The 24,076-nt window shown below is 68.0% G+C and carries 27 protein-coding genes; 10 read left to right on the top strand and 17 right to left on the bottom strand.

Annotation, left to right across the window (positions count from 1 at the left end):
* Positions 1-67 precede the first annotated feature (67 nt).
* From ACSUZC_RS20470 to ACSUZC_RS20480, 3 genes are all read right to left on the bottom strand, one after another.
* The gene (locus ACSUZC_RS20470) at positions 68-763 is read right to left on the bottom strand and encodes a class I SAM-dependent methyltransferase (protein WP_439030286.1); all 696 of its coding nucleotides are present in this window, start codon (positions 761-763) and stop codon (positions 68-70) included.
* Positions 764-935: 172 nt separating this feature from the next.
* Positions 936-1,448, bottom strand: coding sequence for a DUF2505 domain-containing protein (locus ACSUZC_RS20475; protein WP_439030287.1), 513 nt, complete (start codon positions 1,446-1,448; stop codon positions 936-938).
* A 10-nt stretch (positions 1,449-1,458) separates the two neighbouring features.
* Entirely contained in the window at positions 1,459-1,965 is a 507-nt protein-coding gene (locus ACSUZC_RS20480; RefSeq protein ID WP_439030288.1) for a DUF2505 domain-containing protein, read from the bottom strand.
* A gap of 38 nt (positions 1,966-2,003) precedes the next feature.
* On the opposite strand from ACSUZC_RS20480, the gene ACSUZC_RS20485 reads away from it, so the two are divergent.
* Entirely contained in the window at positions 2,004-3,113 is a 1,110-nt protein-coding gene (locus ACSUZC_RS20485) for a UDP-N-acetylmuramate dehydrogenase (protein ID WP_439030289.1), read from the top strand.
* A 13-nt stretch (positions 3,114-3,126) separates the two neighbouring features.
* Here the strand turns inward: ACSUZC_RS20485 and ACSUZC_RS20490 are convergent, their stop codons facing one another.
* The 6 genes from ACSUZC_RS20490 to ACSUZC_RS20515 all read right to left on the bottom strand — a co-directional run bounded on the left by ACSUZC_RS20490 (position 3,127) and on the right by ACSUZC_RS20515 (position 8,901).
* Positions 3,127-4,227: an alpha/beta fold hydrolase gene (locus tag ACSUZC_RS20490; RefSeq protein ID WP_439030290.1), complete on the bottom strand. Its 1,101-nt coding sequence runs from the start codon at positions 4,225-4,227 to the stop codon at positions 3,127-3,129.
* Positions 4,228-4,281: 54 nt separating this feature from the next.
* Positions 4,282-5,115, bottom strand: a complete 834-nt coding sequence (locus tag ACSUZC_RS20495) for a MerR family transcriptional regulator (protein ID WP_439030291.1) — start codon at positions 5,113-5,115, stop codon at positions 4,282-4,284.
* A gap of 6 nt (positions 5,116-5,121) precedes the next feature.
* Positions 5,122-5,445 carry a DUF2516 family protein gene (locus tag ACSUZC_RS20500; protein WP_439030292.1) on the bottom strand — a complete coding sequence of 108 codons (324 nt, stop codon included), beginning with the start codon at positions 5,443-5,445 and terminating at the stop codon, positions 5,122-5,124.
* A 70-nt stretch (positions 5,446-5,515) separates the two neighbouring features.
* Positions 5,516-6,892, bottom strand: a complete 1,377-nt coding sequence (locus ACSUZC_RS20505) for a heparin-binding hemagglutinin (RefSeq protein WP_439030293.1) — start codon at positions 6,890-6,892, stop codon at positions 5,516-5,518.
* Positions 6,893-6,895: 3 nt separating this feature from the next.
* Positions 6,896-7,384 carry a helix-turn-helix domain-containing protein gene (locus ACSUZC_RS20510; protein WP_439030294.1) on the bottom strand — a complete coding sequence of 163 codons (489 nt, stop codon included), beginning with the start codon at positions 7,382-7,384 and terminating at the stop codon, positions 6,896-6,898.
* A 176-nt stretch (positions 7,385-7,560) separates the two neighbouring features.
* Positions 7,561-8,901, bottom strand: a complete 1,341-nt coding sequence (locus ACSUZC_RS20515; RefSeq protein WP_439030295.1) for a DUF445 domain-containing protein — start codon at positions 8,899-8,901, stop codon at positions 7,561-7,563.
* A gap of 41 nt (positions 8,902-8,942) precedes the next feature.
* Between ACSUZC_RS20515 and ACSUZC_RS20520 the strand changes: the two genes are divergently transcribed.
* Genes ACSUZC_RS20520 through ACSUZC_RS20530 form a run of 3 tightly spaced genes read left to right on the top strand, consistent with a single transcriptional unit; the run spans position 8,943 to position 11,403 of the window.
* Positions 8,943-9,743, top strand: coding sequence for a TetR/AcrR family transcriptional regulator (locus ACSUZC_RS20520; RefSeq protein WP_439033188.1), 801 nt, complete (start codon positions 8,943-8,945; stop codon positions 9,741-9,743).
* Positions 9,740-10,555 (top strand): SDR family NAD(P)-dependent oxidoreductase, encoded by an 816-nt coding sequence (locus ACSUZC_RS20525; protein WP_439030296.1) that lies wholly within the window; start codon positions 9,740-9,742, stop codon positions 10,553-10,555. Before ACSUZC_RS20520 ends, ACSUZC_RS20525 begins: the two co-directional genes overlap by 4 nt.
* Entirely contained in the window at positions 10,552-11,403 is an 852-nt protein-coding gene (locus ACSUZC_RS20530) for a PPK2 family polyphosphate kinase (RefSeq protein ID WP_439030297.1), read from the top strand. The genes ACSUZC_RS20525 and ACSUZC_RS20530 overlap by 4 nt, the downstream gene beginning before the upstream one ends.
* A gap of 25 nt (positions 11,404-11,428) precedes the next feature.
* On the opposite strand, the gene ACSUZC_RS20535 is transcribed toward ACSUZC_RS20530, so the two are convergent.
* Positions 11,429-12,607, bottom strand: a complete 1,179-nt coding sequence (locus ACSUZC_RS20535; protein WP_439030298.1) for a benzoate/H(+) symporter BenE family transporter — start codon at positions 12,605-12,607, stop codon at positions 11,429-11,431.
* Between the two features lie 73 nt (positions 12,608-12,680).
* Here ACSUZC_RS20535 and ACSUZC_RS20540 point away from each other — a divergent pair, with 73 nt between their 5' ends.
* Positions 12,681-13,205: a helix-turn-helix domain-containing protein gene (locus ACSUZC_RS20540; protein WP_439030299.1), complete on the top strand. Its 525-nt coding sequence runs from the start codon at positions 12,681-12,683 to the stop codon at positions 13,203-13,205.
* Positions 13,206-13,304: 99 nt separating this feature from the next.
* Here the strand turns inward: ACSUZC_RS20540 and ACSUZC_RS20545 are convergent, their stop codons facing one another.
* The 5 genes from ACSUZC_RS20545 to ACSUZC_RS20565 all read right to left on the bottom strand — a co-directional run bounded on the left by ACSUZC_RS20545 (position 13,305) and on the right by ACSUZC_RS20565 (position 18,079).
* Positions 13,305-14,237, bottom strand: coding sequence for a PfkB family carbohydrate kinase (locus ACSUZC_RS20545; protein WP_439030300.1), 933 nt, complete (start codon positions 14,235-14,237; stop codon positions 13,305-13,307).
* Between the two features lie 211 nt (positions 14,238-14,448).
* Entirely contained in the window at positions 14,449-14,997 is a 549-nt protein-coding gene (gene msrA, locus ACSUZC_RS20550) for a peptide-methionine (S)-S-oxide reductase MsrA (protein WP_439030301.1), read from the bottom strand.
* Positions 14,994-15,518 carry a peptide-methionine (R)-S-oxide reductase MsrB gene (gene msrB, locus ACSUZC_RS20555; protein ID WP_439030302.1) on the bottom strand — a complete coding sequence of 175 codons (525 nt, stop codon included), beginning with the start codon at positions 15,516-15,518 and terminating at the stop codon, positions 14,994-14,996. The genes msrA and msrB overlap by 4 nt, the downstream gene beginning before the upstream one ends.
* 156 nt (positions 15,519-15,674) lie before the next feature.
* Positions 15,675-16,931 (bottom strand): acyl-CoA dehydrogenase family protein, encoded by a 1,257-nt coding sequence (locus ACSUZC_RS20560; protein WP_439033189.1) that lies wholly within the window; start codon positions 16,929-16,931, stop codon positions 15,675-15,677.
* 59 nt (positions 16,932-16,990) lie between these two features.
* Positions 16,991-18,079, bottom strand: coding sequence for a VOC family protein (locus ACSUZC_RS20565; protein WP_439030303.1), 1,089 nt, complete (start codon positions 18,077-18,079; stop codon positions 16,991-16,993).
* Positions 18,080-18,323: 244 nt separating this feature from the next.
* Between ACSUZC_RS20565 and ACSUZC_RS20570 the strand changes: the two genes are divergently transcribed.
* From ACSUZC_RS20570 to ACSUZC_RS20590, 5 genes are read left to right on the top strand one after another with little or no spacing between them, the layout of a single operon-like run.
* Positions 18,324-19,217 carry an acetaldehyde dehydrogenase (acetylating) gene (locus ACSUZC_RS20570; RefSeq protein ID WP_439030304.1) on the top strand — a complete coding sequence of 298 codons (894 nt, stop codon included), beginning with the start codon at positions 18,324-18,326 and terminating at the stop codon, positions 19,215-19,217.
* The gene (gene dmpG, locus ACSUZC_RS20575) at positions 19,214-20,269 is read left to right on the top strand and encodes a 4-hydroxy-2-oxovalerate aldolase (protein ID WP_439030305.1); all 1,056 of its coding nucleotides are present in this window, start codon (positions 19,214-19,216) and stop codon (positions 20,267-20,269) included. The genes ACSUZC_RS20570 and dmpG overlap by 4 nt, the downstream gene beginning before the upstream one ends.
* 4 nt (positions 20,270-20,273) lie before the next feature.
* Positions 20,274-21,770, top strand: a complete 1,497-nt coding sequence (locus ACSUZC_RS20580; RefSeq protein WP_439030306.1) for an aldehyde dehydrogenase — start codon at positions 20,274-20,276, stop codon at positions 21,768-21,770.
* Between the two features lie 5 nt (positions 21,771-21,775).
* Positions 21,776-22,528 (top strand): SDR family NAD(P)-dependent oxidoreductase, encoded by a 753-nt coding sequence (locus tag ACSUZC_RS20585; protein WP_439030307.1) that lies wholly within the window; start codon positions 21,776-21,778, stop codon positions 22,526-22,528.
* Positions 22,529-22,571: 43 nt separating this feature from the next.
* Positions 22,572-22,985: a tautomerase family protein gene (locus tag ACSUZC_RS20590; RefSeq protein ID WP_439030308.1), complete on the top strand. Its 414-nt coding sequence runs from the start codon at positions 22,572-22,574 to the stop codon at positions 22,983-22,985.
* A 38-nt stretch (positions 22,986-23,023) separates the two neighbouring features.
* Here ACSUZC_RS20590 and ACSUZC_RS20595 read toward each other — a convergent pair whose 3' ends face one another.
* A complete protein-coding gene (locus ACSUZC_RS20595) occupies positions 23,024-23,251 on the bottom strand; it encodes a tautomerase family protein (RefSeq protein WP_439030309.1) in 228 nt (75 codons plus the stop codon).
* Position 23,252: 1 nt separating this feature from the next.
* Positions 23,253-24,071: a 2-keto-4-pentenoate hydratase gene (locus tag ACSUZC_RS20600; RefSeq protein WP_439030310.1), complete on the bottom strand. Its 819-nt coding sequence runs from the start codon at positions 24,069-24,071 to the stop codon at positions 23,253-23,255.
* Between the last annotated feature and the right edge of the window lie 5 nt (positions 24,072-24,076).

Consider the following 24,076-nt stretch of genomic DNA (forward strand, 5'->3'; position numbering starts at 1 on the left):
CCGGAACGCCGGTGCCCGGTCCCGACTTCGGGGCGGGCCTCCCCTGCCGGCCGACGTGGTCGCCCCCCTAGCGAGGTGCGACCACCGACCAGGGGACGGTCAGCAGATTGTCCGAGGTCCGACGCCGAGGCACCGCGCACGCGACGCCGCGATCCCGCATCAGCCCGAGTGCCGAACGCCAGCGGACCCGCGGACCGTACGGCGCCAGGGGCGCGGCGACATCCCAGCACTGGTCGGCCAGTGTCAGCAGATCGTGGATCTTCTCGCCCGGGACGTTCCGGTGGATGAGGGCCTTCGGTAACCGCTCGGCGAGATCGGACGGCCGTGCCGAATGCTCCGGAGACCAACTCAGGGTCAGACTCACCGGACCGCCGGTGTCGAGCAACACCCACGTACACCGCCGGCCGATCTCGTCGCACGTTCCCTCGACGATCAACCCGCCCGGCGCGAGGGCGGCGCGCATCCGCGCCCACGCCGCCCCGACCTCGTCCTCGTCGTACTGCCGCAGCACGTTGAACGCCCGGACCAGCCGTGGTCGCAGACCGCCCAGCTCGAACCCGCCGACCGCGAAGCGCACCCCGTCCCGCGGTTCGACGACGCGCTCCGGATCGATCTCGAGGCCCACCATCTCCAGGTCCGGCGCAACCTGCCGCAGCCGCCCGGCCATCTCGACGGTCGTGTCGGGGCGTGCGCCATAACCGAGGTCCACGACCAGCGGTCGCGGGACGTCGAGCGCGGCCGTCACGGCGGGCTCATGGACCATCCAGCGGTCCACCCGACGCAACCGATTGATGTTCGTCGTACCCCGCGTGATCCGGCCGTGTGGTCTGCGCCCGGGCCTGCTCTCGCTCCGAGCCTCCTCGCTGCGCTCGTACCTCACTACGCTCGTCGATTCTCACTCGGCAACCCGACCGACGGTCTGCGCCCGGGCCGGGTCACAAGTTCTTGTCGACCCAGTCCTTGGCGTACTCGGCCTCGGCGCGGAAGAGGTCGACGAGGTTGATCAGGATCATCTGCTCGAGCTTGCCGTTGACGAAGGGCACGAACACCTTGGCCTCGCTCGTCCGGCGGATCGTGCAGCCCCCGTTCTCGGTCGGGAACAGTTCCTGCCAGCCGTTGAGACTGCCCGGACCTGCCGGGATCGAGGCGTTGTAGGTGCCCTTGGTGTTGTCCGGGTCGAACGGCCCCAGCGACTCCTCGCGGGTGATGACCATGTCCTTCTTCATCACCGTCTGCGCGAGCGACGGAAGCTGGTCCCGCCCGATGGTCTGCTTGAGCACCACCCGGATACCCGTCTCGTCGGAGACGAAGGAGTCGACCTCACAGTGCGGCGAGATCATCTGGAATCCCGCCATCATGTCGTCCCAGTACTGCTTGATGCTCTGCGCTTGGTAGAGCTTCTCCGCCGGCTGTGTGTAGCGAGCGGAGTAGCTGAGCCGTCGTGCCATGCAGACCAGGCTACGTCAGCGGATTCTCGCTCTCCCACTCGACGGTGTGTCCGCACTCGGCGTCGAGCAGTGCGGACAGCTCGCTGACCACCGACTTCTCGATCTTTCCGCCGAAGACCGGGATGTTGACCGACACCTCAGCGCGGTTGTCAGTGGTCGCCGGATCGCCCGTGGTGAGCGTCGTGCCCGTCACGTTCACCGGCACCGGGGCGCCGTCGACGGTCGCGTGCGTCTCCCCCTCGATACGGTCGCCGACCAGCCGATACGTGTTCTTCCGCGGGATGCGCAGGTCGCCGGGCATGATCTTGGTGACCGCGGACGGAAGCTTCTCCGCCGGGATGCCCTGCTGGATCTCGACGGTGACGGTGTCGGTGCCGATCGTCACCTTGTCCACGTGCCCGTGACCGGAGTTCATCCGCTCGACGAGGTCGTGCCAGTACTTCTCTGTCGTGTAGATCGCCCACAGTCGCTCGGTGGAGAAGGGATAGGACACCGTGTGCTGTAGCTTGCTCGCCATGAGGTGCACGCTACCGGGCGCCGGTTAACGTTGAGGGCGTGACCGACACGCAGGCGCCGCTGAGCGCGCCACTTGCCGAGCTGACCACGCTGCGCCTGGGTGGACCCGCGCGCGAGATCATCCGCTGCGACGACACCCGCGGCATCGTCGAGACCATCCTCGAGCTCGACGGACGGTCCGAACCCGTCCTCGTCGTCGGCGGCGGTTCCAATCTGGTGATCGCCGACGCCGGATTCGACGGCACCGCCGTCGTGTTGGCAAGCGCCCGCGTCGAGTTCGGAGCCGGCCGCGAGTCCGGCCGCACCTATGTCGTCGCCGATGCGGGGGTGGGCTGGGACGACCTGGTGTCCGCGACCATCGACGCCGGGTACGGCGGCCTCGAATGCCTGTCCGGTATTCCCGGTGCGGCGGGTGCGACCCCGGTACAGAACGTCGGGGCGTACGGCGTGGAGGTCGCCGACATCCTCCGCTCGGTTCAGGTTCTCGACCGGCGTTCGGGAAACCTCCGCTGGGTGTCCCCCGGCGAGCTCGGGCTCGGCTACCGGACCAGTAACCTCAAGCACCGCAACGATTTCGTGGTCGTCGCGGTGTCGTTCTGGCTGAACGACGACCATGCCAGCCAGCCCATCCGTTATCGCGAACTCGCCACCCGGGTGGGCGTGGAACCGGGAGAACGCGTCGACGCGCGCACCGCCCGCGATGCGGTGCTGGCCCTGCGGCGCGGCAAGGGCATGGTGCTCGACGCCGACGACTTCGACACCTGGAGTGCCGGTTCGTTCTTCACCAACCCGATCGTTCCGGGCATCGAGGCCGCCTCGGTGCTCGAGCGCATCGCCGCGCGCGTCGGGGACGACGTCGCCATCCCGGCATATCCCGCCGGCCCCGATCCCGCGAGCACCGACGACGCCGCGTCGGCGATCAAGCTGTCGGCCGGCTGGCTGATCGAACGCGCGGGGTTCCACCGCGGCCATCCCGGCCCGGATTCGACCGTGCGACTGTCGACGAAACACACTCTCGCACTGACCAACCGGGGCGGCGCGACCACCGCGGCACTCCTCGACCTCGCGCGCGAGGTACGAGACGGGGTCGTCGACGCGTTCGGCGTGACACTCCGACCCGAGCCCGTGCTGGTCAACTGCTCGCTCTGAACGCGGCGAGGATTCAGGACGCGCGTTCGGTCTCCGCCGAGCTCTCCGCGACGACCTGATCGAGCAGCTCGTTGAATCGTTCGGCCGCCTCGATGCTGGACATGTGGCCCACACCCTCGTAGACGACGAAGTCCCGCAGAGAACCGTTGCGCCGCAACATGTCCGCCATCTGCTCGGCGTGCAGCCGCGGGGTCAGGCGGTCCTCGGTGCCGACGACCACCGTGGTCGGAACCGACAGCGCCGCAAGGCCGGCGGTGACGTCCAGTTTGCCCATCGCCGACCCCCATCCGGCGCGTGCGCGCGGCGGGCAGGCACCGATCATCTCGTCGACGAAGTCGACATGAGCTCGCCGGGCATTCGGACCGAGCGCGATGTAGTGCGAGAAGCGAACGCCGTAGGACGTCTTGGGGATCGGCACCGGCACCGAGGTGATCAATTTCGACACCGCGGGTGCGAAGGGCTTGGCGTAGACAGGCAGATCCACCGGGATCAGCAGGTGATTGTCCATGACCGCCTTGGCCGCCGTGGAGACGAGCACGACCGACGAGACGAGCGACCCGACCTTCTCGGGATATTGAGCGGCCCACGACATGATCGTCATCCCGCCCATGCTGTGACCCACCAGGATCGCGCGGCGTCCCGCCGGGACCGTGGCCTCGATCACGGCGTCGAGGTCTTCGCCGAGCATCGCGACCGTCGGGCGGCGCCGGCCGCGCTCACTGCGTCCGTGGCCGCGCTGGTCGTAGACCACCACGCGTCGCGCACCGCCCTCGGAGGCCGCCAGGTGATTGATCTGCGGATACCAGTACGCAGTGTTGCAGGTCCAGCCGTGCACCATCACGATGACGTCGCCGGTGTCATTCGAGGCAGGGTCTCCGGAGTCGCCGTAGACCTCCACGTTGAGTTCGGTGCCGTCCGGTGTGCGGACCCCGAGCCGCTCCGGAGCGTTCCGGGGTTCGGTGAGCAGATCGTCGGGTCCGTCGTCCACCGCGACGTCGGCGCGTAGCGCCTCTCGCGCAAGGCCGGCGAGGATGGTACCGACCCCCAGGCCGACGACCCCTGCTCCGACGGCGGCGGCTATGCCACCCGCACTGGCCAACGACTTCGTGTTCACCGGCACTCCTCACCTGTTCGGGGCCGACGTGGCCCCGTGCGGCGCCGAGTCCGCTCAGCGCCCCGTTTCGGTGTTCAATGTACCAATGTCTGTTGTCTCGTAATCCGGCTGTGCCTGCTCCGGCTGTTCGTGCTCCATCTGGTCGTCACCGGACACGATCGGCGGGGGCAACTCGGCGTCGAAGTAGGTCGCGGCCTCGCCGATCGCCTTGGAGATCTGATCATCGAGAGCCTTGCGGAAGGTCGTCTCGACGATCTCGTGCGCGATCGGCCGTACCGTCTGGATGAGGTCGGCCATCTCGCTGACGCCCGCCTCACCGAGGTCCGGGAGGTTCTCGTCGAAGTACCGATCGGTGATGATCGAGACGAAGCTCGTGGCCACGTCTTCCAGATCCTCCTGCACCCGCACCCAGCGGTCGAGGAGGACGTCGATGTCGATCCCCCGCTTGACCAGGATCTCCGCGCCTTCGAGGAGTTCGGGGTTGCGGATCGCGTAGTGCGCCCCGTCCTTGGCCAGCAAACCGAGCTTCTGGCTGAGTGCGATGGACCGGTCGCTGGCGTTCAGCGTCTTGCGCAGCTCGGTGATCGTGATGGTCGCGGCCCGCTTGAAGTTCCGGAACCGTCCGCCCTTGGGGTTTCCGCGCAGGATCTGTTCGACACGCATCCCATGATGTGCGGCGTGGAGGAGCTCGCTGATGGTGGCGAAGGTGTAGCCCCGCTCGAGCATCCGGGAGATCAGGTTCAACCGGACGAGGTGCTGGTCGGAGTACCAGCCCGCCCGACCCCGGATCGTGGGCGGCGGAAGCAGTCCGCGGTCCTGATAGACCCGGATGTTGCGAACACTGACCCCCGAGGCCTCCGCGAGGTCATTGATCCGATATTCCGCCACGACGCGTCAGGCCCTTTTGCTGAACCAGGACTTGCCCTGGATGTCGTCGACGCGTTTGCGCACGTCGACGAGGTAGACGAGCATCGCGACCACGCCGATGATGCCCAGGAAGTTCACCGCCCCGAAGAACCAGATGAACAGGGTGGCGGCGGCGAGGATCGACACCCAGATCACCTTGCTCTGCCGGTCCACCGCCGGGAAGGCGTCCGGCCGTTGGATGGCCGCATGGATCAGCGCGACGGTCGAGGCGATACCCGCGACCACCGTCAGGGTCAACATGATCAGACTCTGGCCATATGCCAATACGCTGAAGAAGTCCACGTCGAACACTGTAGCCGCGCGAGTCGGGTTTGCTGCGACACCCTACGACGCGGACCGCCCACCCGGCCCCGATCGGCCGTCACTCCGCGCCCGGAGACGCCTTCTTCGCCGGCGACTTCTTGGCGGGTGTCTTCGTGGCGGTGGCCTTCTGTGGTGTGGCCTTCTGTGCCGTGTTCTTGTTGGCGGCAGTCTTCTTGGCAGCAGTCTTCTTGGCAGCAGTCTTCTTGGCAGCAGTCTTCTTGGCCGGGGCCTCCGTCGCGGCAGCCTTCTTCGCCGGCGCCTCACGTGCAGCGGTCTTCGTCGGAGCAGCCTTCTTCGCGCCCGGCGTCGGTGTCTGCGCTGTGTCGGCGGCCGCCTTCTTGGCAGGCGTCTTCTTGGCGGGTGTCTTCGTGGCCGGGGTCTTCGTGGCGCCGGCCGTCTTCTTGGCGGCAGCCGTCTTCTTGGCGCCGGCGCGCTCGGCCGCGTCCCTGACGGCCGCGGCCTTCTTGGTGGCGGCCTTCGCGGGCGCTGCCTTCTTGGCTGCCGGCGCAGTCGTCTTCTTGGCCGGTGTCGTCTTCGCGGGAGTCGTCTTCGCGGGAGTCGTCTTCGCGGGTGTCGTCTTCGCGGGAGCCACGGACTTCTCAGGCGTTGCCTTCTGGGGTGTCGCCTTCTGGGGGTTTGCCTTCTGGGGACTGACCGGCGGTTCGGGCGCCTTGTCCACCGGCGCCCGGTCGACGGCCGCCTTGACCTCGGCGATCTTGGCCGCCGCCTTCGGCGGGAGCTCGTCGGTCGCGTCGATCCCCGCACTGCCGGGTCCCGTGCTCGCAGCCGCCCCGGCGTCGTCGCCGTCGGTACGGTTCGCCAGCTTCAGCGCACGCTCGCCGACCGCACGGGTCTGCTCGGAGATCGTCCCCAACGCTTCTTCGGTGAGACCGACGGCGTCGTTGTACACCTTCTCGAGCTTCGGCAGGTTCTCCCCGACCAGCGGCTGCGACTTCAGCTTCTCCACGGCTTCGTCACGCCGTTCCGACAGGGCGGTCAGCAGGCCGGCTGCCACCGCGAGGTACGCCTCGGCGACCTTGCGCAACTCCTCCGGCGAGAAACGAGCCCGCAGTTCCTCTATCTCCGCGGGCAATTCGACCGGCAGAGCCGAGAGCTTGGTCCTCGCCTCCTCGAACAGAGCGAGCGCCGTGGCCAGGGCCTCGTCGAGCCGTGCCTGCGCGTCGTCGCGCGTGCCTGCGATCCGCGACTCGATGATGGATTGGGTGGAACCGACCGTCTCGGCGAGCTTCGATTGGGTGGATTCGACGGTCTCGGCGAGCTTCGATCGGGCGTCGTCGACCCGGGCCTGGGTCGAACCGACAGTCTCGACGAGCTTCGATTGCGCTTGTTCGCCGGCGGCTTCGCCGCGTTCACGCACGTCTGCGAGCAAGGCAGCAACCTGCCCCACGGCTGTCGTCAACGGATTCTCGCTCATCAGCTACTCCTTGCCGGTCGACTCGATCGTGTTCTCTTTGCGGAATGACTCGTAGATCTCCAGCAACATCTGCTTCTGACGCTCGTTGATGGAGTCATCTGCGATCAGAGCATCACGGACCGGACTCGCGGGCCGTTCTTCGAGAATCCCTGCCCGGACGTACAACACCTCCGCGGAAACCCGCAGTCCCTTGGCGATCTGGGCGAGCACCTCGGCCGATGGCTTACGCAGACCGCGTTCGATCTGGCTGAGATAAGGATTGCTGACACCGGCGCGTTCCGCGAGCTGACGCAGCGAGACCTTCCCGGCCATCCGCTGAGATCGGATGAACGCGCCGATGTCCTGCGCGGCGTTGGCCACGGCCTCTACGGCTTCGACGGCGATCGCGGTGGATGCGTCCCCGGATTCCCCGGACTCGGAATCCGCTGTCCGGTCCCGTGATTCGACGGCGCCCTCTGCGTCGAGGGACGGCTCGTCCTTCTCCGACTGCATCAACGCTCCATTCGTGTGGACTCACCGGCGCCGTTCGGCCGTCGGCCGACTTCCGGAAACGGGCCAGACGACGACGTGCGGCCCTTCTCCCAGTATCAACACGACTGCTAACCCGTGCAAGCACACAGCTAATGCGCGGGGCGGCCCTGCCGTCGGCGGCGCTCAGGAGATGACCCTCACGAGAAGATCAGCACCGACGTCGAGTAGATGACCAGTCCAGCCAGCGCACCGACCACGGTGCCGTTGATCCGGATGAACTGGAGATCACGCCCCACCTGGAGCTCGATCTTGCGGCTCGTGTCGTCGGCGTCCCAGCCGCGGACCGTCTCGGTGATGACCGAGATGATCTCCTGCGAGTAGTTCGCGGCGACGTGGTGCGCCACCCGGGCGACCCAGCCGTTCATCTTCTCCTGCAGGGGACGGTCGTCGCGAATCCGCTCCGCGAGCTGGATGATCGAGTCCGACAACGTGTTCCGCAGGGTGCTGTTCGGATCCGACAGCATCTCCTCGATGACCGCCTTACCCGTCTGCCACGCCGTCGACGCCGCGCCGGTCACCTCGTCGCGCCCCACCAGCTCGAGCTTGAGGGCCTCGAACTTGGCGATCATCTCGGGGTCGTTCTGCAGGTCGTCGGCGAACTTCTCCACGAATTCATGCATGGCGCGCCGCAATTCGTGATCCGGGTCGACCCGCACCTTGTAGGTGAAGTCGACGAGTTCGCGATAGATCCGGTCGCCCACCAGATTGTTGACGAACTTCGGCGTCCACTGAGGTCCGTCCCGGTCCACCACCCGGTCGACGAGATCCTGACTACCCAGTGCCCACTCGTGGGCGCGATCGCACAGCAGCTGGAAGACCGGCTCCAGCCGGTCCTCGGCGATGAGCTGCTCGAGGATGCGTCCGGTCGGTGGCGCCCACTGCGGTTCCGCCGCCCATTTCAGCGCCGCCTGGATGAGTTGTTCGACGTCCTCGTCACGCAGCATCTCGGCGGCGAGCTTGATCGCCCGCGCGGCTTCGCCGCTCACCCGCGGTGCGTTGCGCGGGTCGGCGACCCACGTCGACAGCCGACGCGGCAGATCCAACTGCTCGGCTCGGTAGACCACCACGTCGGGAGTCATGAAGTTCTCCTCGATGAACCCGCCGAGCTGATCTCCGATGTCGTCTTTCTTCTTCCGGATCAGGGCCGTGTGGGGAATCGGTATGCCCAGCGGGTGACGGAAGAGTGCGGTCACCGCGAACCAGTCGGCCAGCGCACCCACCATTCCGGCTTCCGATGCCGCACGCACGTATCCGACCCACGCCGCCACGTCGGTGCCGTCTCGGTGCTCGAGGTAGCGGGTGAACAGGTAGACGATCGCGGCGAACACCAGAAAGCCGGTCGCCACCACCTTCATCTTGCGCAGATCCCTGCGCCTGCCCGCGTCGCCGGCGCCGTTCTCACCGAAACCGGGCGAGAACGCCTTGGCCGGTGGGCCCTCGTGCTGACCGGCGACTCCTGGGACGACTGTCGATGCCATGGGACCAGTGTCACCCATCGAGCGACTACGCTGGCTGCGTGATGGCCAACCGCCCCAAACCAGCGGCCGCCGCGCGCGCAGCAGTGGCGGCCGCGGCCAACGTGACGCGGGGTCTCGAACAGGTGCTGACCTCGGTGACCGAGTCGGTCGCCGAGACCGGGGCCAAGCCCGACGGACGCAAGCAGCGTTGGGAGAAACACAAGCTCGCGCGGCGCACCGAACTCACCGACGGCGTCATCGCCGCGGTCCGCGACCTCGGTGCCGATGTGGGCATGGACGAGATCGCCGCACACATAGGCGTGTCCAAAACCGTCCTGTATCGCTACTTCGCCGACAAGAGCGACCTCGGGGTCGCCACCACGGCACGATTCTTCGAGACGACCATCTGGCCGCGGCTGACCGAGGCGATCGCCGATGACGTCGACGAATACACGCTCACCCACACCATCATCGGGGTGTACGTCCACGCCGTCGACGACGAGCCGAACCTGTACCGTTTCGCGCTGGCCAGTTCGCCGACGTCGTCGCCCGCGCCGGCCGACTCCGTCCGTCTGGTCACCCAATTGGTCATGAGCAGCATCCAGATGCGGATGGCGGAACGGGGCGCCGACACCACGGGCGCCGAGTTGTGGTCGCACGCGCTCGTCGGGGGGATTCAGCACGTCGTCGACTGGTGGATGACCAATCGCACTCTCGACGCGGACGAGGTCGTGGATTATCTGACCATGATGGTGTGGAGCGCCGTGGTCGGCGTGTGGAAGGTCAACGGTTCACGCGAGGCGTTCCTGGCGGCCCCGCCGACGCTCTTCGATGCCTCCCCCGACGCTCCCGGGCTGCCGTGAACCGCGTCGCGCTCGTCACCGGCGGCAGCCGCGGAGTCGGGTTCGGGATCGCCCGTGCCCTGATCGACGACGGGTGGACCACGTACGTCACGTCACGCAAGGGCTCCGGCCCGGACGGCGCCGTCGCGCTCGCGTGTGACCACACCGACGACGAATCCGTCGCCTCGGTGTTCGAGCAGATCGCGGCGACCAGCGGACGACTCGACCTGCTCGTCAACAACGCGTGGGCGGCCCCACGCGGCTTCGGGGGATTCTCGGATCCGTTCTGGCAGCGGCCGGTCGACGACTGGGACACCCTGATCGGCGTCGGACTCCGAGCCCACTACGTGGCCTCGGTGCACGCGGCCCGCATGATGACCACCGCCGGTGGCGGCCTGATCGCCAACATCTCCTCGTTCGGTTCGCGTGGCCACCTGCACTCGGTGCTCTACGGCATGAGCAAGACCGCCCTGGACAAGATGGCTGCTGACATGGCGGTCGAGCTCGACGGCACAGGTGTGAGCGCGGTGTCGTTGTGGCTCGGCCTGATTCGCACCGAGCTGCTGTTGTCGCTGGGGGTCGACGAGTTCGCCGGCTTCTCCCTGGCCCGCGCCGAAGACCCCGAGTTCGTCGGGCGGGTGATCGCGCGTCTGGCGTCCGACCCGCAACTCCCCGTCCTCAACGGACGCACGCTCGTCACCGCCGAACTCGGCGCGGGTTACGGCATCGCCAACAATGATGGTGCACAACCGGACTCACATCGCGACGCGTTCGGCGGCGGGCCGCTTTTCCCGCCTCCCACCACCACCCCGAGTCGGGAGCCCTCCTCATGAGCATCGGCTGGTCCATGCCGGCCGTCGATGCCCTGCGTGCGGGCGCCATCGGCCCGATCGCCGACTTCGACGCCGACACGACCCCGGGATTCCGCGGCGACAAGGAAGCGGGCACGCGGCTCCTGTCCGAGCGCGGCGAGGTGCTCGCCGATCTGCAGGAGTTGTTGTACGCCAACGGTCGTTCGGGAGACCACCGCTCCGTGTTGCTCGTCCTGCAGGGCATGGACACCGCGGGCAAGGGCGGGATCGTGCGCCACGTCGGGGGCATGATGGACCCGCAGGGTCTGTCCGTCCGGGGTTTCGGGAAGCCGACCGAAGAAGAACTGCAGCACGACTTCCTGTGGCGCATCCACCGGGCCCTGCCGCCCGCCGGCAGGATCGGCATCTTCGACCGGTCGCATTACGAAGACGTCCTGCCCGTCCGCGTGCACCGCCTCGTCCCTCGGTCGGAGTGGGAGGCGCGCTACGACCTGATCAACCGGTTCGAGTCCGACCTCGTCGATTCCGGGACGACGATCATCAAGTGCTGTCTCGTGGTCTCGAAGGACGAGCAGAAGAAGCGACTCGCCGAACGGCTCGAACGACCGGACAAACACTGGAAGTACAACCCGGGAGACATCGACGAGCGCGGTTACTGGGACGCCTACCTCGAGGCCTACCAAGCGGTCTTCGACCTCACCGACCGCGACACCGCCCCCTGGTTCGTCATTCCCTCCGACCACAAGTGGTTCGCGCGGCTTGCCGTCTGCGAGCTGCTGATCCACACACTTTCAGGACTCCGACTGGATTGGCCGGCAGCAGATTTCGACGTCGACGAGGAGAAGAGGCGCGTCGCGGCCCTCGACTGAGGTCATGCCTCGGGTCCGGCCCGATTCACCGTTTGCGCAGCACCCCGTGCGCCACCAGGCCCACGACGAGCGCCCAGAAGGCCCCGCCGATGCCGGCGAAGGCGACGCCCGCTGCCGCGGTCACGAAGGTGAGGGCCGCCGGGATGCGGAATTCCTCCCGGTCGAATGCCCCGGTGATGGCCGCGACGAAGGTCGCCAGGAGGGCGAGGCCTGCGACGGCTTCGAGGAGACCCTCCGGGGCGATCGCGGTGATCGTCACCAGCGCCCCGGACAGTACGGCGAGCACGAGGCTCGTCGAACCCGTTGCGACGCCGGCGATCCAGCGCCGCGACCGGTCGGCGCCGGCCTCCGGCCCCGCGGCCAGGGCCGCCGACAGCGCCGCCAGGTTGATCGCGTGCCCGCCGAAGGGTGCGCCGATGACCGTCCCCGCCCCGGTCACGAACATCGCCGGGCGCCAAGGCGTTTCGTAACCAAATGATTTCAGCACGGCCACCCCCGGCACGTTCTGCGACGCCATCGTGACGATGTAGAGCGGTACCGCGAGCCCGACGACGGCCGCGGCGTCGAAGGTCGGTGTCGTCCAGGCGAGCCGGGGTACCCATGACGCGGTCGTCCAGCCGTCGTAACCGTTCACCGAGAGGTTCACGCCGATGACGATCAGTGCGGTGGCCAGCGCCAGAGGCAGGGCCCATCTCGTGAGCCACCGCATCGCCAGCAGCCACACGATGAGGATCGGCAGCGTCGACCATGGTTGCGCGGCGAGGGATCTCATCGGCGCGAGGCACAGGGTGAGCAGCACTCCGGCGAGCATCGCCTGCGCGATCGGCGTCGGGATACGTCCGATCAGGTCGCCGAGGGCCGGCACGAGTCCGGTCACGAGCACCAGCACGCCGACGAGCAGGAACGCGCCGACCGCCGCGGACCAGCCGCCTTCATACGACGCCCCCGTCGACGCCAGGAGCGCAGCGCCGGGCGTGGACCACGCCAGTGTCACCGGACGGCGGGACCGCAACGACAACAGGATCGTTCCGAGCGCGAACATGACTGTCAGCGCGAGAAGCCCCGACGCGGCTTGCTCCGGCGAGGCTCCCACCGCACGCAGACCGGTGACGACCACGACGAACGACGAGGTGAACCCGACGAGCGACGTGACGACGCCTGCGATGATCGGCTCGCTGCGCGTCGTCGATCCTGGACTGGTCATGTCGCGAGCATAACCGGTATCGTTCCGTAAACAGAACACAACCGACGGCCCCCACAGGACAGGGACTTCGACGATGACAGACGGCGAGGACCGACGACGCTCGGTCGGCACCCGGATCACCACGCTGCGCCACCGCCGCGGCCTGTCGCTGTCCGCACTGGCCCGCGAAGCCGGAATCGGGAAGGGCTCGCTGTCCGAACTCGAAGCAGGCCAACGGAATCCGACGCTGGATACCCTGTACGCGGTGGCCGGACCCCTCGGTGTCCCGCTGACCGCCCTCCTCGGCGAGGACACCGGTGCCGTGGGCTCGAGTCCGCACCTCTCCGCACGCCTGCTCCACGTAGAGCATCACGACGACGGGTCGGTCACCGAGGTCTTCTGGCTGCGCGTGACCCCGGGCGGAGTCAGGGAGTCACCCGCGCACGGACCCGGCGTCGTCGAGCATGTGTACGTCGTCAGCGGTCACCTCGTCGCCGGCCGCGTCGATCACGAGCGGGCCGCGGGACCGGGCGAATCGTTGCAGTGGCTCTCCGACGCGGCGCACACCTACCGCAGCGACGACGGCGCCCTCGCGGTCCTCACCATCCGGTCCCCCTGACGTTCCCGCAGCGATATTCCTTTCCGCTGTCGCGGATCCGGAAGTTCGTGGTGAGCGAGAACGCGGTGCGTGAGACAGGCCACCGGGGCAAGCGCGTCGTCACAGTGCGCGGCGGATCGCCTCGTCTGTCGGCATCCCGGTACGGGCACCGACGGCCGCGATCGACAACGACGCCGCCGTCACACCCCGCTTCGCGGCTTCCACGACCGTCGAGCCGTCGGCCACCGAGGCCGCGAACACACCGTTGAAGGTGTCGCCCGCTCCGGTTGTGTCGACGACCGCGTCGACGCGGCCGGCGGGCACGGTGATCGTGTCACCGGCGGTATCCGCGAGCAGGACTCCGTCCGCGCCGAGTGTCACGAGTACCGGAACGACCGCTCGGGAGGCCACCATCCTCGCCTGCTCGGTCACGGATGCCTCGGCCGGCGTGTCCGTCGACTCGAGCAGCAGCGCGTGCAGGTCGCGGAGTTCTGACGTGTTGGGCGTCAACATCGGCGCCGAGGCCATCAGCCCGATCAGGGACGGCAGCACCGGCGCCGGGTTGAGGACGCACGGAATACCATGTGCAGCAGCCTGTTCCACGGCCGCAGCCACGGCATCGGCAGGAATCTCGGTGCTGACGAGTACGCACCCCGCCCAGCCGGCTGCCCGGTCGACCGCCCGTTGGACGACTGCCGCGTCGAGCACACCGTTCGCGCCCGCACCCACCGCGATCTGATTCTCGCCGCGCGAATCGACGACGATCAGTGCCATTCCGGTGGCCACCTCGTCGAGCGCGGCCACATCGGCGATGTCGACCCCCTCGTGTCGCAGCTCCGCCAGGGCGCTCTCGGCCATGTCGTCGGACCCCACGGCGCCGCAGTAACGCACCTCGGCGCCCGCACGCGCGGCGGCCACCGCGGCGTTCGCGCCCTTCCCGCCGCCGTGACGCGTCACCGTCGGGCCGACGACCGTCTCACCCGGACCCGGCAGGCGGTCGGTTTCCACGACGAGATCGACGTTGACAGCGCCGACGACCAGAACCTTCGGCATGATCCGGACCGATCCCTTCATGGTTGCCGACCACGTCGCGCACGGATTCACCCGTGCCCGCAGATGTCTCAACGTACCTGCCGGCACATCCACCGCACGGGCGATCGCGACGCCACAGACAACCGGCCCCGACGCGGGAAGCGCCGGGGCCGGATGGTCAACCGGTGACCGGTGACGTCAACGAACCGGGAACGTCAACGAGGCGGGGCCATCAGCTCGCGGATGCCGCATCCCGCTTCGGCAACACCCATCCCGGGCGCGGGAAGTGGCAGGTGTAGCCGTTGGGGAAGTTCAGCAGGTAGTCCTGGTGCTCCGGCTCGGCCTGCCAGAACGGACCCAGCGCCTCGATCGTCGTGACCGCCTTGCCGGGCCACAGACCCGACGCGTCGACGTCGGCGATCGTGTCACGTGCGACCTGCTCCTGCTCCGGGGTCACCGGGAAGATGGCCGACCGGTAGCTGGAACCCACGTCGTTGCCCTGCCGATCGCGTGTCGTCGGATCGTGGATCTGGAAGAAGAACGCCAGGATGTCGCGGTACGACGTCTGCGTCGGATCGAACACGATCTCGACGGCTTCGGCGTGACCGGGATGGTTGCGGTAGGTGGCGTGATCGTTCTGTCCGCCCGTGTACCCGACTCGGGTGTCGAGCACGCCGGGCTGCCTACGGATCAGATCCTCCATACCCCAGAAGCAGCCGCCGGCGAGGACGGCGGTCTCCGTGCCGGGACGGACGGTGATCTGGCCGGTGTCTGTGGTCATGCCTTCTCCTCATGGGTGTCGGTGCTGGGGGTGTCGGTGCCGGGCGTGTCGGTGCCGGGGGTGTCGGTGGCGGGCGTGTCGGCGAACAGGGCCGCGAACTCGCCGTAACCCTCCGCCTCGAGTTCGGCGGCCGGGATGAACCGCAGTGATGCGGAGTTCATGCAGTAGCGCCGACCGCCCGCGTCGCGGGGCCCGTCGTCGAAGAGATGTCCGAGGTGACTGTCGGCCCCGGCGGACCGCACTTCGATACGCCGCATGAACAGGCTCCGATCGACCTTGGTCGCCACGGCGTCGGGATCGATGGGCCTGGTGAAGCTCGGCCATCCGGTCCCGCTGTCGAACTTGTCGGTCGACGAGAACAGCGGCTGCCCCGACACGACATCCACGTAGATACCCGGTTCGTGGTTGTCCCAGTACTCGTTGTCGAAGGCGCGCTCGGTGCCGTCACGCTGGGTGATGCGGAACTGCGTGTCGGTGAGGCGGCTCAACGCCTCGGGGGACTTGCGATAGGTGTTGCTCACGTTTCCTCCTGCTGACGCTCCCCCGCCCCGTCGATCGACGGCGCTCGGAAGGCGTCACCGTGCACAACACCACGATGCCCTGTTTTGGTCCCGACACGCCAAGGGCCGCCGCCCACCAGGTGGACGGCGGCCCGCGCACGGCATCGCGGAGTCCGATCAGCCCACGACGTCACGCCCGAAGATCTGCCGTGCGAGCACCCAGCGCTGCACCTCGCTGGCACCCTCGTAGATCTCCCCGATCTTGCTGTCCCGGTAGAACGCCTCGACCGGACCCGACGAGTCGTCGTCGCCCAGTTCCTGGGTGAAGCCCAGTCCGCCGAATGCCTGGACCGCGTCGCGCGCCATCTGCACCGCGACCTCGGTGCCGCGCAGTTTTGCCATCGCCGCCTCCGGTTCGGGGAACCGCGTGCCGGAGTCGAGCCGCATCGCCGCCTTGATGTACAGGTCACGCGAGATCGCGATCTCGGTCGCGCGGTCGGCCATGAGGAACTGCCAGTGCTGCCGCGCCGCGAGCGGTTCGCCGAACGCCACCCGGGTGCGCAGGTGAGCAGCGGTGCGGTCGAAGGCGGCCTGCGCCATCCCGACGCCGGCCGCCGCGATCCCGATGCGCCCGTAGGTCAGCGTCTGCAAGGCGACCTTCAGACCGCCGCCCTCGGTTCCGAGCAGGGACTCCGGCCCCAGCTCCACCCCGTCGAGGTGGACGTCGGCGGTGATCTGGCCCTTGTTCCCGAGCTTGCGATCGGGAATTCCCACCCGGACCCCCGGGGTGTCGGTCGGGACGATGAACGTCGAAAGCCGGTCGCCGGTGCGCGCGAGGACCACCACGAACGCGGCGACGACGGAATTGGTGATCCACCGCTTGCGCCCGTTCAGGACCCATACGTCGCCGCGGCGGTGCGCCACGGTCTGGACCGCCTCGGGCGAGAGATCGCTCGACGCGGCCGGTTCACTGGTGGCGAACGCACCCACGAGCTCACCGGCGACGACCGGGGCCAGCCACCTCCGGCGCTGCGCTGGCGTGCCCTGATTGACGGCGTTCCCCGCGAGGATGCAGTGGACGTCGAAGATCGCGGCGACGCTGTTGGAGAAGTACGCCAGTTCTTCGACAGCGGTGGCCGTCGCGGTCGCCGGGTGGGCCAGTCCGTCGCCACCGACATCGGCCGGAAAGGGGATGCGGTAGATCCCCGCCGCGGCCAGCCGATCGAACACGTCCCGCGGGAAGCCGTCGAGCCGTTCGTCGCCCCGCGCGATCCGGTCGGCCACCGGGGCGACGTCGCGGAGCGCGACCTCGCGAACCCGGTGGCGAACCGCGGCGACCTCGCCGGGTGACACGAGGTCGTGGTACAGGATGTCGGCGATCCGCGGCGGCTGGTCAGACGCACCGTCGGACGACGACACCGTGGCGATGTCGATGGCAGTCAAGGAGTCTCCTGATCTGGTAGGGATGGACTGCTTCGATCGGTCCGGGCGGATCAGACCGGAGCATCGGCCACGGCACGGGACCGCTCGATCTCGTCGGGCAGCAGTTCGACGACCGCCTCTGCCTCCGGCGCGGGTGCGCCCGGCCCGAAGTCGGCGAAGGCCGTGATGTGCTCGTCGAGCGGGAGCGGGCTGGGGGTGCCATAGGTGAAGTAGGTTTCCCACGGCAGCTTCGCACCACCGATGGCCAGGCCGGTGTCGATGTCGGACATCTGCCAGGTCTTCGTCTCGGCGGACGGGTCGAGATGCAGGTACCCGGCTTCACCGAACAGCTCGATGCGGTTGCCACCCGGTTCGAACACGTACAGGAACTGCCCCTGGGTGATCCCGTGCCGATCCGGCCCGGCTTCGATCCGGATGTCGTACTCGCGGAACATCTCCACCGCGTCGATGTTGTGCTGACCCGTGCCGTAGTAGAAGGCGAGGTGATGCAGCTTGCCCCGCCCGCCGGTCATGTCGCGCATACACGCGACCTCGTGGCCGAGGACGTTCGAGCTCATCCAGGCGCCGATCTCGACGTCTCCGTCGACGACGCGCTCGGTGGTGCGGAACCCGAGGTGCCGCTCGAACTCGGTTTTGACCGCGGTGACATCGGAAGCCATCAGGTTGAGGTGGTCGATGCGCTTGACCGGGATCCCCTGCAGCGGCTTCTTCGACGGCCGGGTGAGGATCTTGCTCTGCAGTTCCGCTGGCGCCACGTACTTCTCGGCCTCCCAGAGCAGCGAGAAATCGTGACCGTCGGCGGTCTTGTACGCGAGCGTCTTGCCGTAGCCGAATTCGTCCTCGTGCCAGGATGTCTCGATGTTCGCCCCCTGCAGCGAGGCGGCACGGCGTTCGAGGGCCTCGGCAGAGCTGGTCCGCAGGCCGGCGTGGCCCATCCCGGGCTCGGCGGACTCGGTGATCTTCAGGCTCCAGGGGTAGGGGTCCTCGTACGCTCGGAGGTAGACCGACTGACCGTCGCGCCGGGTGACGTACATGCCCAGGAACCTGGTGAAGAAGTCGAGGGTTTCCTGCGGCTTCGGGCTCAACAGTTCGGCTCGCGCGAGGTGTGCGACATCGAAGCGTGCGGCGTTCTCGGTCATCGGTTCTCCTGTGGGTCGTGTGACACCGGATCTCGGTGGCTGCTGGCTGATGAGCCTCAGCATGGCGACGAGATGTGACTGCCGTCACCGCCGTTCGGCATATCCGAACAACGGTGCTGCCGACGCCCTTCGCATTCGGACTGCCCGTGCCCGGCCCCGAAGAGGGCCCCCGCTCCTTACGTTCGAGTCGAGCACGCCGAAGGCATCCGAGGCCGGACGTGCGCCAGAGCAGAGGAGACATGCGATGAGCCGGTTGACCGCCGCCATTGTCGGATCGGGCAACATCGGGACGGACCTGATGTACAAACTGTTGCGTTCCGAGTACGTCGAACCGGCCTACATGGTCGGAATCGACTCCACCAGTGAGGGTCTGCGACGAGCACGCGCCGAGGGACTCGAGGCGTCGGCGGAGGGTGTGGACTGGTTGCTGCAACAGTCGACGCTGCCCGATCTCGTCTTCGAGGCCACGTCGGCCAAGGTCCACGCCGCCGTGGCCCCCCGCTACGCCGACGCGGGGATCACCGCCATCGACCTGACCCCCGCATCGGTCGGACCCTACGTCGTCCCGGCGGTCAACCTCCGCGAGCACGTCAACGCCCCCAACGTGAACATGGTGAGCTGCGCCGGGCAGGCCACCATCCCGATCCTCTATGCGATCGATCAGGCCGCCGACGCTGCCTACGGTGAGATCGTCGCCGCCATCGCGTCGGCGAGTGCGGGCCCGGGGACGCGGCAGAACCTCAGCGAGTTCAGCGAGAAGACGGGGCGCGCCCTGATGCAGGTCGCGGGAGCCGACCGGGCCAAGGCGATCTCGGTGATCAACCCGGCCGAGCCTCCGATGAACATGCGCGACACGGTGTATGCCAAAGTGCGGAACCCGGACGCTGGGGCCATCGAACGCGCCGTGGTCGACATCGTCGCGGAGGTCCAGCGCTACGTGCCCGGTTACACACTCAAACTCGTCGACGTGGACGGCGATCTCGTGACCGTGATGCTCGAGGTCGTCGGTGCAGGCGACTTCTTGCCCACGTACGCAGGCAATCTCGACATCATCACCGCAGCCGCGGTACAGGTCGCCGAGGTGATGGCGCAGGAGAAGGCCGAGACAGCGACACTCCAGACAGGAGCTCTGCGATGACCAGACAAACCTCAGCCCCCCGACCACATTCGGTCACCCTCGTCGACACGACCCTGCGCGACGGGATGTCGAGCGTCTCGCACCGGTTCACCACCCGCGACGTCGCAGCCATCGCGGCCGGTCTCGACCGAGCCGGAGTTCCGACAATCGAAGTGGCACACGGCATCGGCCTCGGGGCGTCATCGGTCCAGTACGGCTTCGCCGCGGCCACCGACCCCGAGTACGTGCGCGCCGCCGTCGACGCGGTGGAGAACGCCGCCATCGCGGTGCTCTACGTCCCCGGCATCGCGACACTGAACGAACTACAGGCCGCGGTGGACGCGGGAATCTCGACGGTCCGCGTCGCCGTCCACTGCACCGAGGCGGATTGCGGACAACAGCCCATCGAATGGGCGAAGGAGAACGGGCTCGAAGTGATGACCTTTCTCATGATGAGCCACAAACTCGAACCCGACGCACTCGCCGAGCAGGCGGCGAAGCTCGACTCCTATGGCGCCGACGTCGTCTACGTCGTCGATTCCGCAGGCGCGCTCGTCCCGCAGCAGGCGGGCGCGCGGGTCGCGGCACTGCGTGAGGCGATCTCGGCTGACATCGGTTTCCACGCCCACAACAACCTCGGTGTCGGAATCGCCAACGCGCTCACCGCCGCCGAGAACGGCGCCACCTACATCGACGGGTCTCTGCGCGGGCTCGGAGCCAGCGCAGGAAACGCCCAGACCGAAGTCCTCGCCGCCGCATTCGAGCGCGCAGGTTGGGACACCGGCGTGGAGCTGTTCCCGCTCATCGACACCGCCGAGAACGTCGTGGCCCCACTGATGACCGAGCCGCAGATCGTCGACGAAACCGCTCTCGTGCTCGGCTACGCCGGCGTGTACTCCACCTTCTTCCACCCCACCAAACGCGCCGCGAAGAAGTTCGGGGTGCCGGCCCGGGACATCCTGCTCGAACTCGGCCGGCGCGGCGTGATCGGCGGCCAGGAAGACATGATCATCGATGTGGCCTCCGAGCTGGCGGGCCGCACCTACGAGACGCCCGTCGCGGCGGAGGTGTGAGGCAATGACTCTTTCCGGCACCCATAAGAACAGCACCGACCAGAACAGTATCGCCGAGGTTCGTCACCTCATCGGCAGCGAGTGGCGCACAGCGTCGGACGGCGCCACGTTCGAGTCGCGCGACCCGCACGACGGCGCGTTGCTCGCCCGGGTGGCGCGCGGCACCGCTGACGACGGCATCGCGGCGATCGACTCTGCCCGTACCGCTTTCGACGATGGCCCGTGGCCCCAGATGTCGGCCAAGGAACGCGCGGCGATCCTGCACGCGGTCGCCGACGCCGTCGACGACCACCGGGAAGAGCTGGCACAGCTCGAGACCCGCGATGGCGGCAAGACGATCACGCAGTCGCTGCACGCCGAGATCCCGCGGGTGGCCCACAATCTGCGCTTCTTCGCCGACTATGTCTCGATGGCCGCCAACGAGGCCTACCCGGACGGCGATCTGCTCTCCTACGTCCTCTATCCGCCCGCCGGGGTGGTGTCTGCGATCAGTCCGTGGAATGCGCCGCTGATGCTGGCGACGTGGAAGATCGCCCCCGCATTGGCCTTCGGCAACACCGTGATCCTCAAACCGGCGCCGCAGACCCCGTTGACCGCCAACCGCTTCGCGCAGATCGCACTCGAGGCGGGTCTGCCGCCCGGAGTCCTCAACGTCGTCCACGGTTTCGGCGGCGAGGCCATTGCCGGACCGCTGACCTCCGATCCGCGCGTCGACCGCATCACCTTCACCGGATCGAGCGCCACCGGCGTGAAGATCCTGCAGGCAGCGGCGGCGAACCACACCCCCGTCTCGGCCGAGATGGGTGGCAAGTCGGCCAACATCGTATTCGCCGACGCCGATCTCGACGTGGCCGTACCGATGTCGCTCCGGGCCATCTTCGGCGGCAACGGGCAGGTCTGTCTGTCGGGTTCGCGCCTGCTGGTGCAGAACTCGATCCGCGAGGAGTTCGTGGAACGCTTCGCCGAGGAAGCACGGAAACTCGCGGTCGGCGACCCCAAGGACACGGCGACGTTCATGGGCCCGCTCATCGAGCAGCGACACCTCGACAAGGTGCACAGCTATGTCGAGCTGGCACAGGACGAAGGCGGCAAGATCATCACCGGCGGTGAACGACTCACCGATCCGGATCGGGCAGGCGGCTTCTACTATCCGCCGACCGTCATCACCGGCCTGACCAACGACTCCCGAACGGCACGGGAGGAGATCTTCGGTCCCGTCGAGACGGTCTTGGGCTTCGACACCGAAGACGAAGCCCTGCGCATCACCAATGACTCGCCCTATGGTCTGGCAGGCATCCTGTTCACGCAGAATCTCGACCGGGCTCATCGGATGGCGGCGCGCTGGAAGGCCGGTACGGTCTGGATCAACACCTTCTTCGAACGCGACCTCCGGCTGCCCTTCGGCGGTGAGGGCATCAGCGGCCTGGGCCGCGAGGGTGGCCAGTACTCCCGGGAGTTCTTCACCGAACCGCGCGCGGTGACGCTCCGCATCCGGAAGTAGGCCCCGTGTCGACAACCGAGACGTGCGTGGTCGTCGGCGCGACCGGCGCGATGGGGACGGTGTTCACACGACGCCTGGTGGCGCGCGGGATGCGGGTTCTCGCGGTGGGGCGTCGTGCGGACGAACTCGAACAGCTGGCGGCAACAGACGAACTGATCGTCCCGTGCGCCGCCGACATCGCAGAGGACGGATCCGTGGACGTGATTCGCGCGCACCTCGACGGGACCGTACGACTCGCGGTCTTCGCGGCCGGCCTGCCGGTCCGCGGCTCCGCGGATGCGATCGAACCCTCGTTGCTGGCCACTGCCGCGAACATCAAGGTGGCCGGGACGGTCCGACTGCTTCGCGCCGTCCGCGACCATCTCACCGAGGGCTCACGGTTCGTCGCGGTCGCGGGTTCCCTCGGACTCGAGCCGGGGCCCCTCGACGCGGGCCCGGGCACCGCCAACGCCGCCCTGCTCAACCTGATGCGACAGATCGGTGCCTTGTACGGACCCCGAGGGGTCACCGTGCACACCATTGCACCCGGCCCCATCGACACCCCTCGATTGCGCGCCTTCGTCGATACCGAATCGCGCGAGACCGGTGCTGCGACGCAGGAGATCTGGGACAGGTACACGGCCAAGACCTCGTTGGGCCGCCTGCCCACGCTGGACGAGATCGCCTGGCTCGTCGAGATGTTGCTCGAACCCCAGGCCGCCGTGCTGCACGGCAGCGTCCTCAACGCCGACGGTGGAACTCGCCACGGCATCCAGTAGTCCGGTCCGCAACGGACACAGGCATTTCCGATCGGAGCCGACCATGCCGGTTGCACATTTCCACATACCCATCGGCAGCGCATCCGCAGAGCAGCTCGCTGCTCTGCTGACCGACGCGAGCGCGGCCTACTCGCGCATACTCGACTCACCGATCGAGCGGGTTCGCGCTTTCACCGTGCAGTACGACCCCGCCGACATCGCCGTCGGTGGACAGCTCGTCGCCGACGGCGGCACGGCCGCACCGTATTTCACCGCAACCGTGCTCGCCGGCCGGCCGGCGCACCAGCGTTCGGAGTTGCTCGCCGCCTTCACCGACCTCGTCGTCGAGCACCTGGACGTCGAGCGGTCGGGCGTCCGCGGACACATCGTCGAGGTGGCGCCAGAGAACTGGGGCATCGGCGGAATGCCCGCAAGTGACGCCCGGGCAACGGAGATCTCGCTGCGCGCTGCACCCTGAGGCGACCCCGCCCCGGGATTTCGTAGCGAAAATGCGCGCTATAGGCCGTCTTTCGCTACGAAATCCCGCGCGGCCACCGCCTGACGTTCGGCGACGGTCACGTCGCCTGCCGACCAGTGGGTGGCCGGGACCTCGCGGACGCAGACGCGGATGTTCGCTATCGGGGCGCCGATGGCACGGTGGGCGGCAGCCGTCAGCTCGCGCATCAGCGCGCGCACCTCGTCGGGCGAACGCCCCTGAGCGATGGTGACATCGATGAACGGCATCTCAACCCCCCGCGATCGTGACGGAGCCGAGTGTGGTGAAGTGCGCCGCGACCCGGCTGTTCGGCTCCACCGCGACGGCGTCCGTCATGCCCCCGGTGAGGACGACCCAACCCGCTTCCAGGGTGACGCCTCGTGCGCCGAAGGTGTTGGCGGCGAATGCCAGTGCCTCGGCGGGGTGTCCGAGCACCGCCGAACCCGTCGCCGTTGCGACGATGTCACCGTCGACTTCCAACAGGCACGCCTCGAGCCCGAAGTCCGTGTCCGCGACGTCGCGGATCACCGGGCCGGTCACGTAGACGCCGGAGGAGTTGTTGTCCGCGACCGCGTCCGCGAGGGTGAACTTGAATCCGGAGTACCGGCTGTCGATGATCTCGATAGCAGCCATCGCGTGATCCACGGCGGCGAGGGCCGTGGCCGCGGTGACCCCGGGACCGGCCAGGGGGCGTCCGAGCACGAATGCGATCTCCGGCTCGGCGCGGGGATGGATCAGTCGCTCACGCGGGACCGGCAGGCCTGCGGGCAGAACCATGGCGTCGGTCAGCCACGCGACCGACGGCTCGTCGACGCCCATCTGCTTCTGCTTGGCCCGCGAGGTCAGGCCCAGCTTGATCCCGGTCACGGTCTCCCCGCGCGAGCGGCGGTCGGCCAGCGCGATGTCCTGGGCGGCATAGGCGACGTCGAGGGTCAGCCCCGGCCACTCGTGTTGGATCGAGGTCCGCGCCGTCCGCGAGCGCTCGGCGCTGAGCAGCGTGCCGGCGACACGAACCGCACTCCAGTCGTCGATTCCGTTGTCGGTCACGTTCTTCCCTTCATAGATCACGAGTT

Source organism: Gordonia terrae (assembly GCF_051789125.1).
GTDB lineage: Bacteria > Actinomycetota > Actinomycetes > Mycobacteriales > Mycobacteriaceae > Gordonia > Gordonia terrae_A.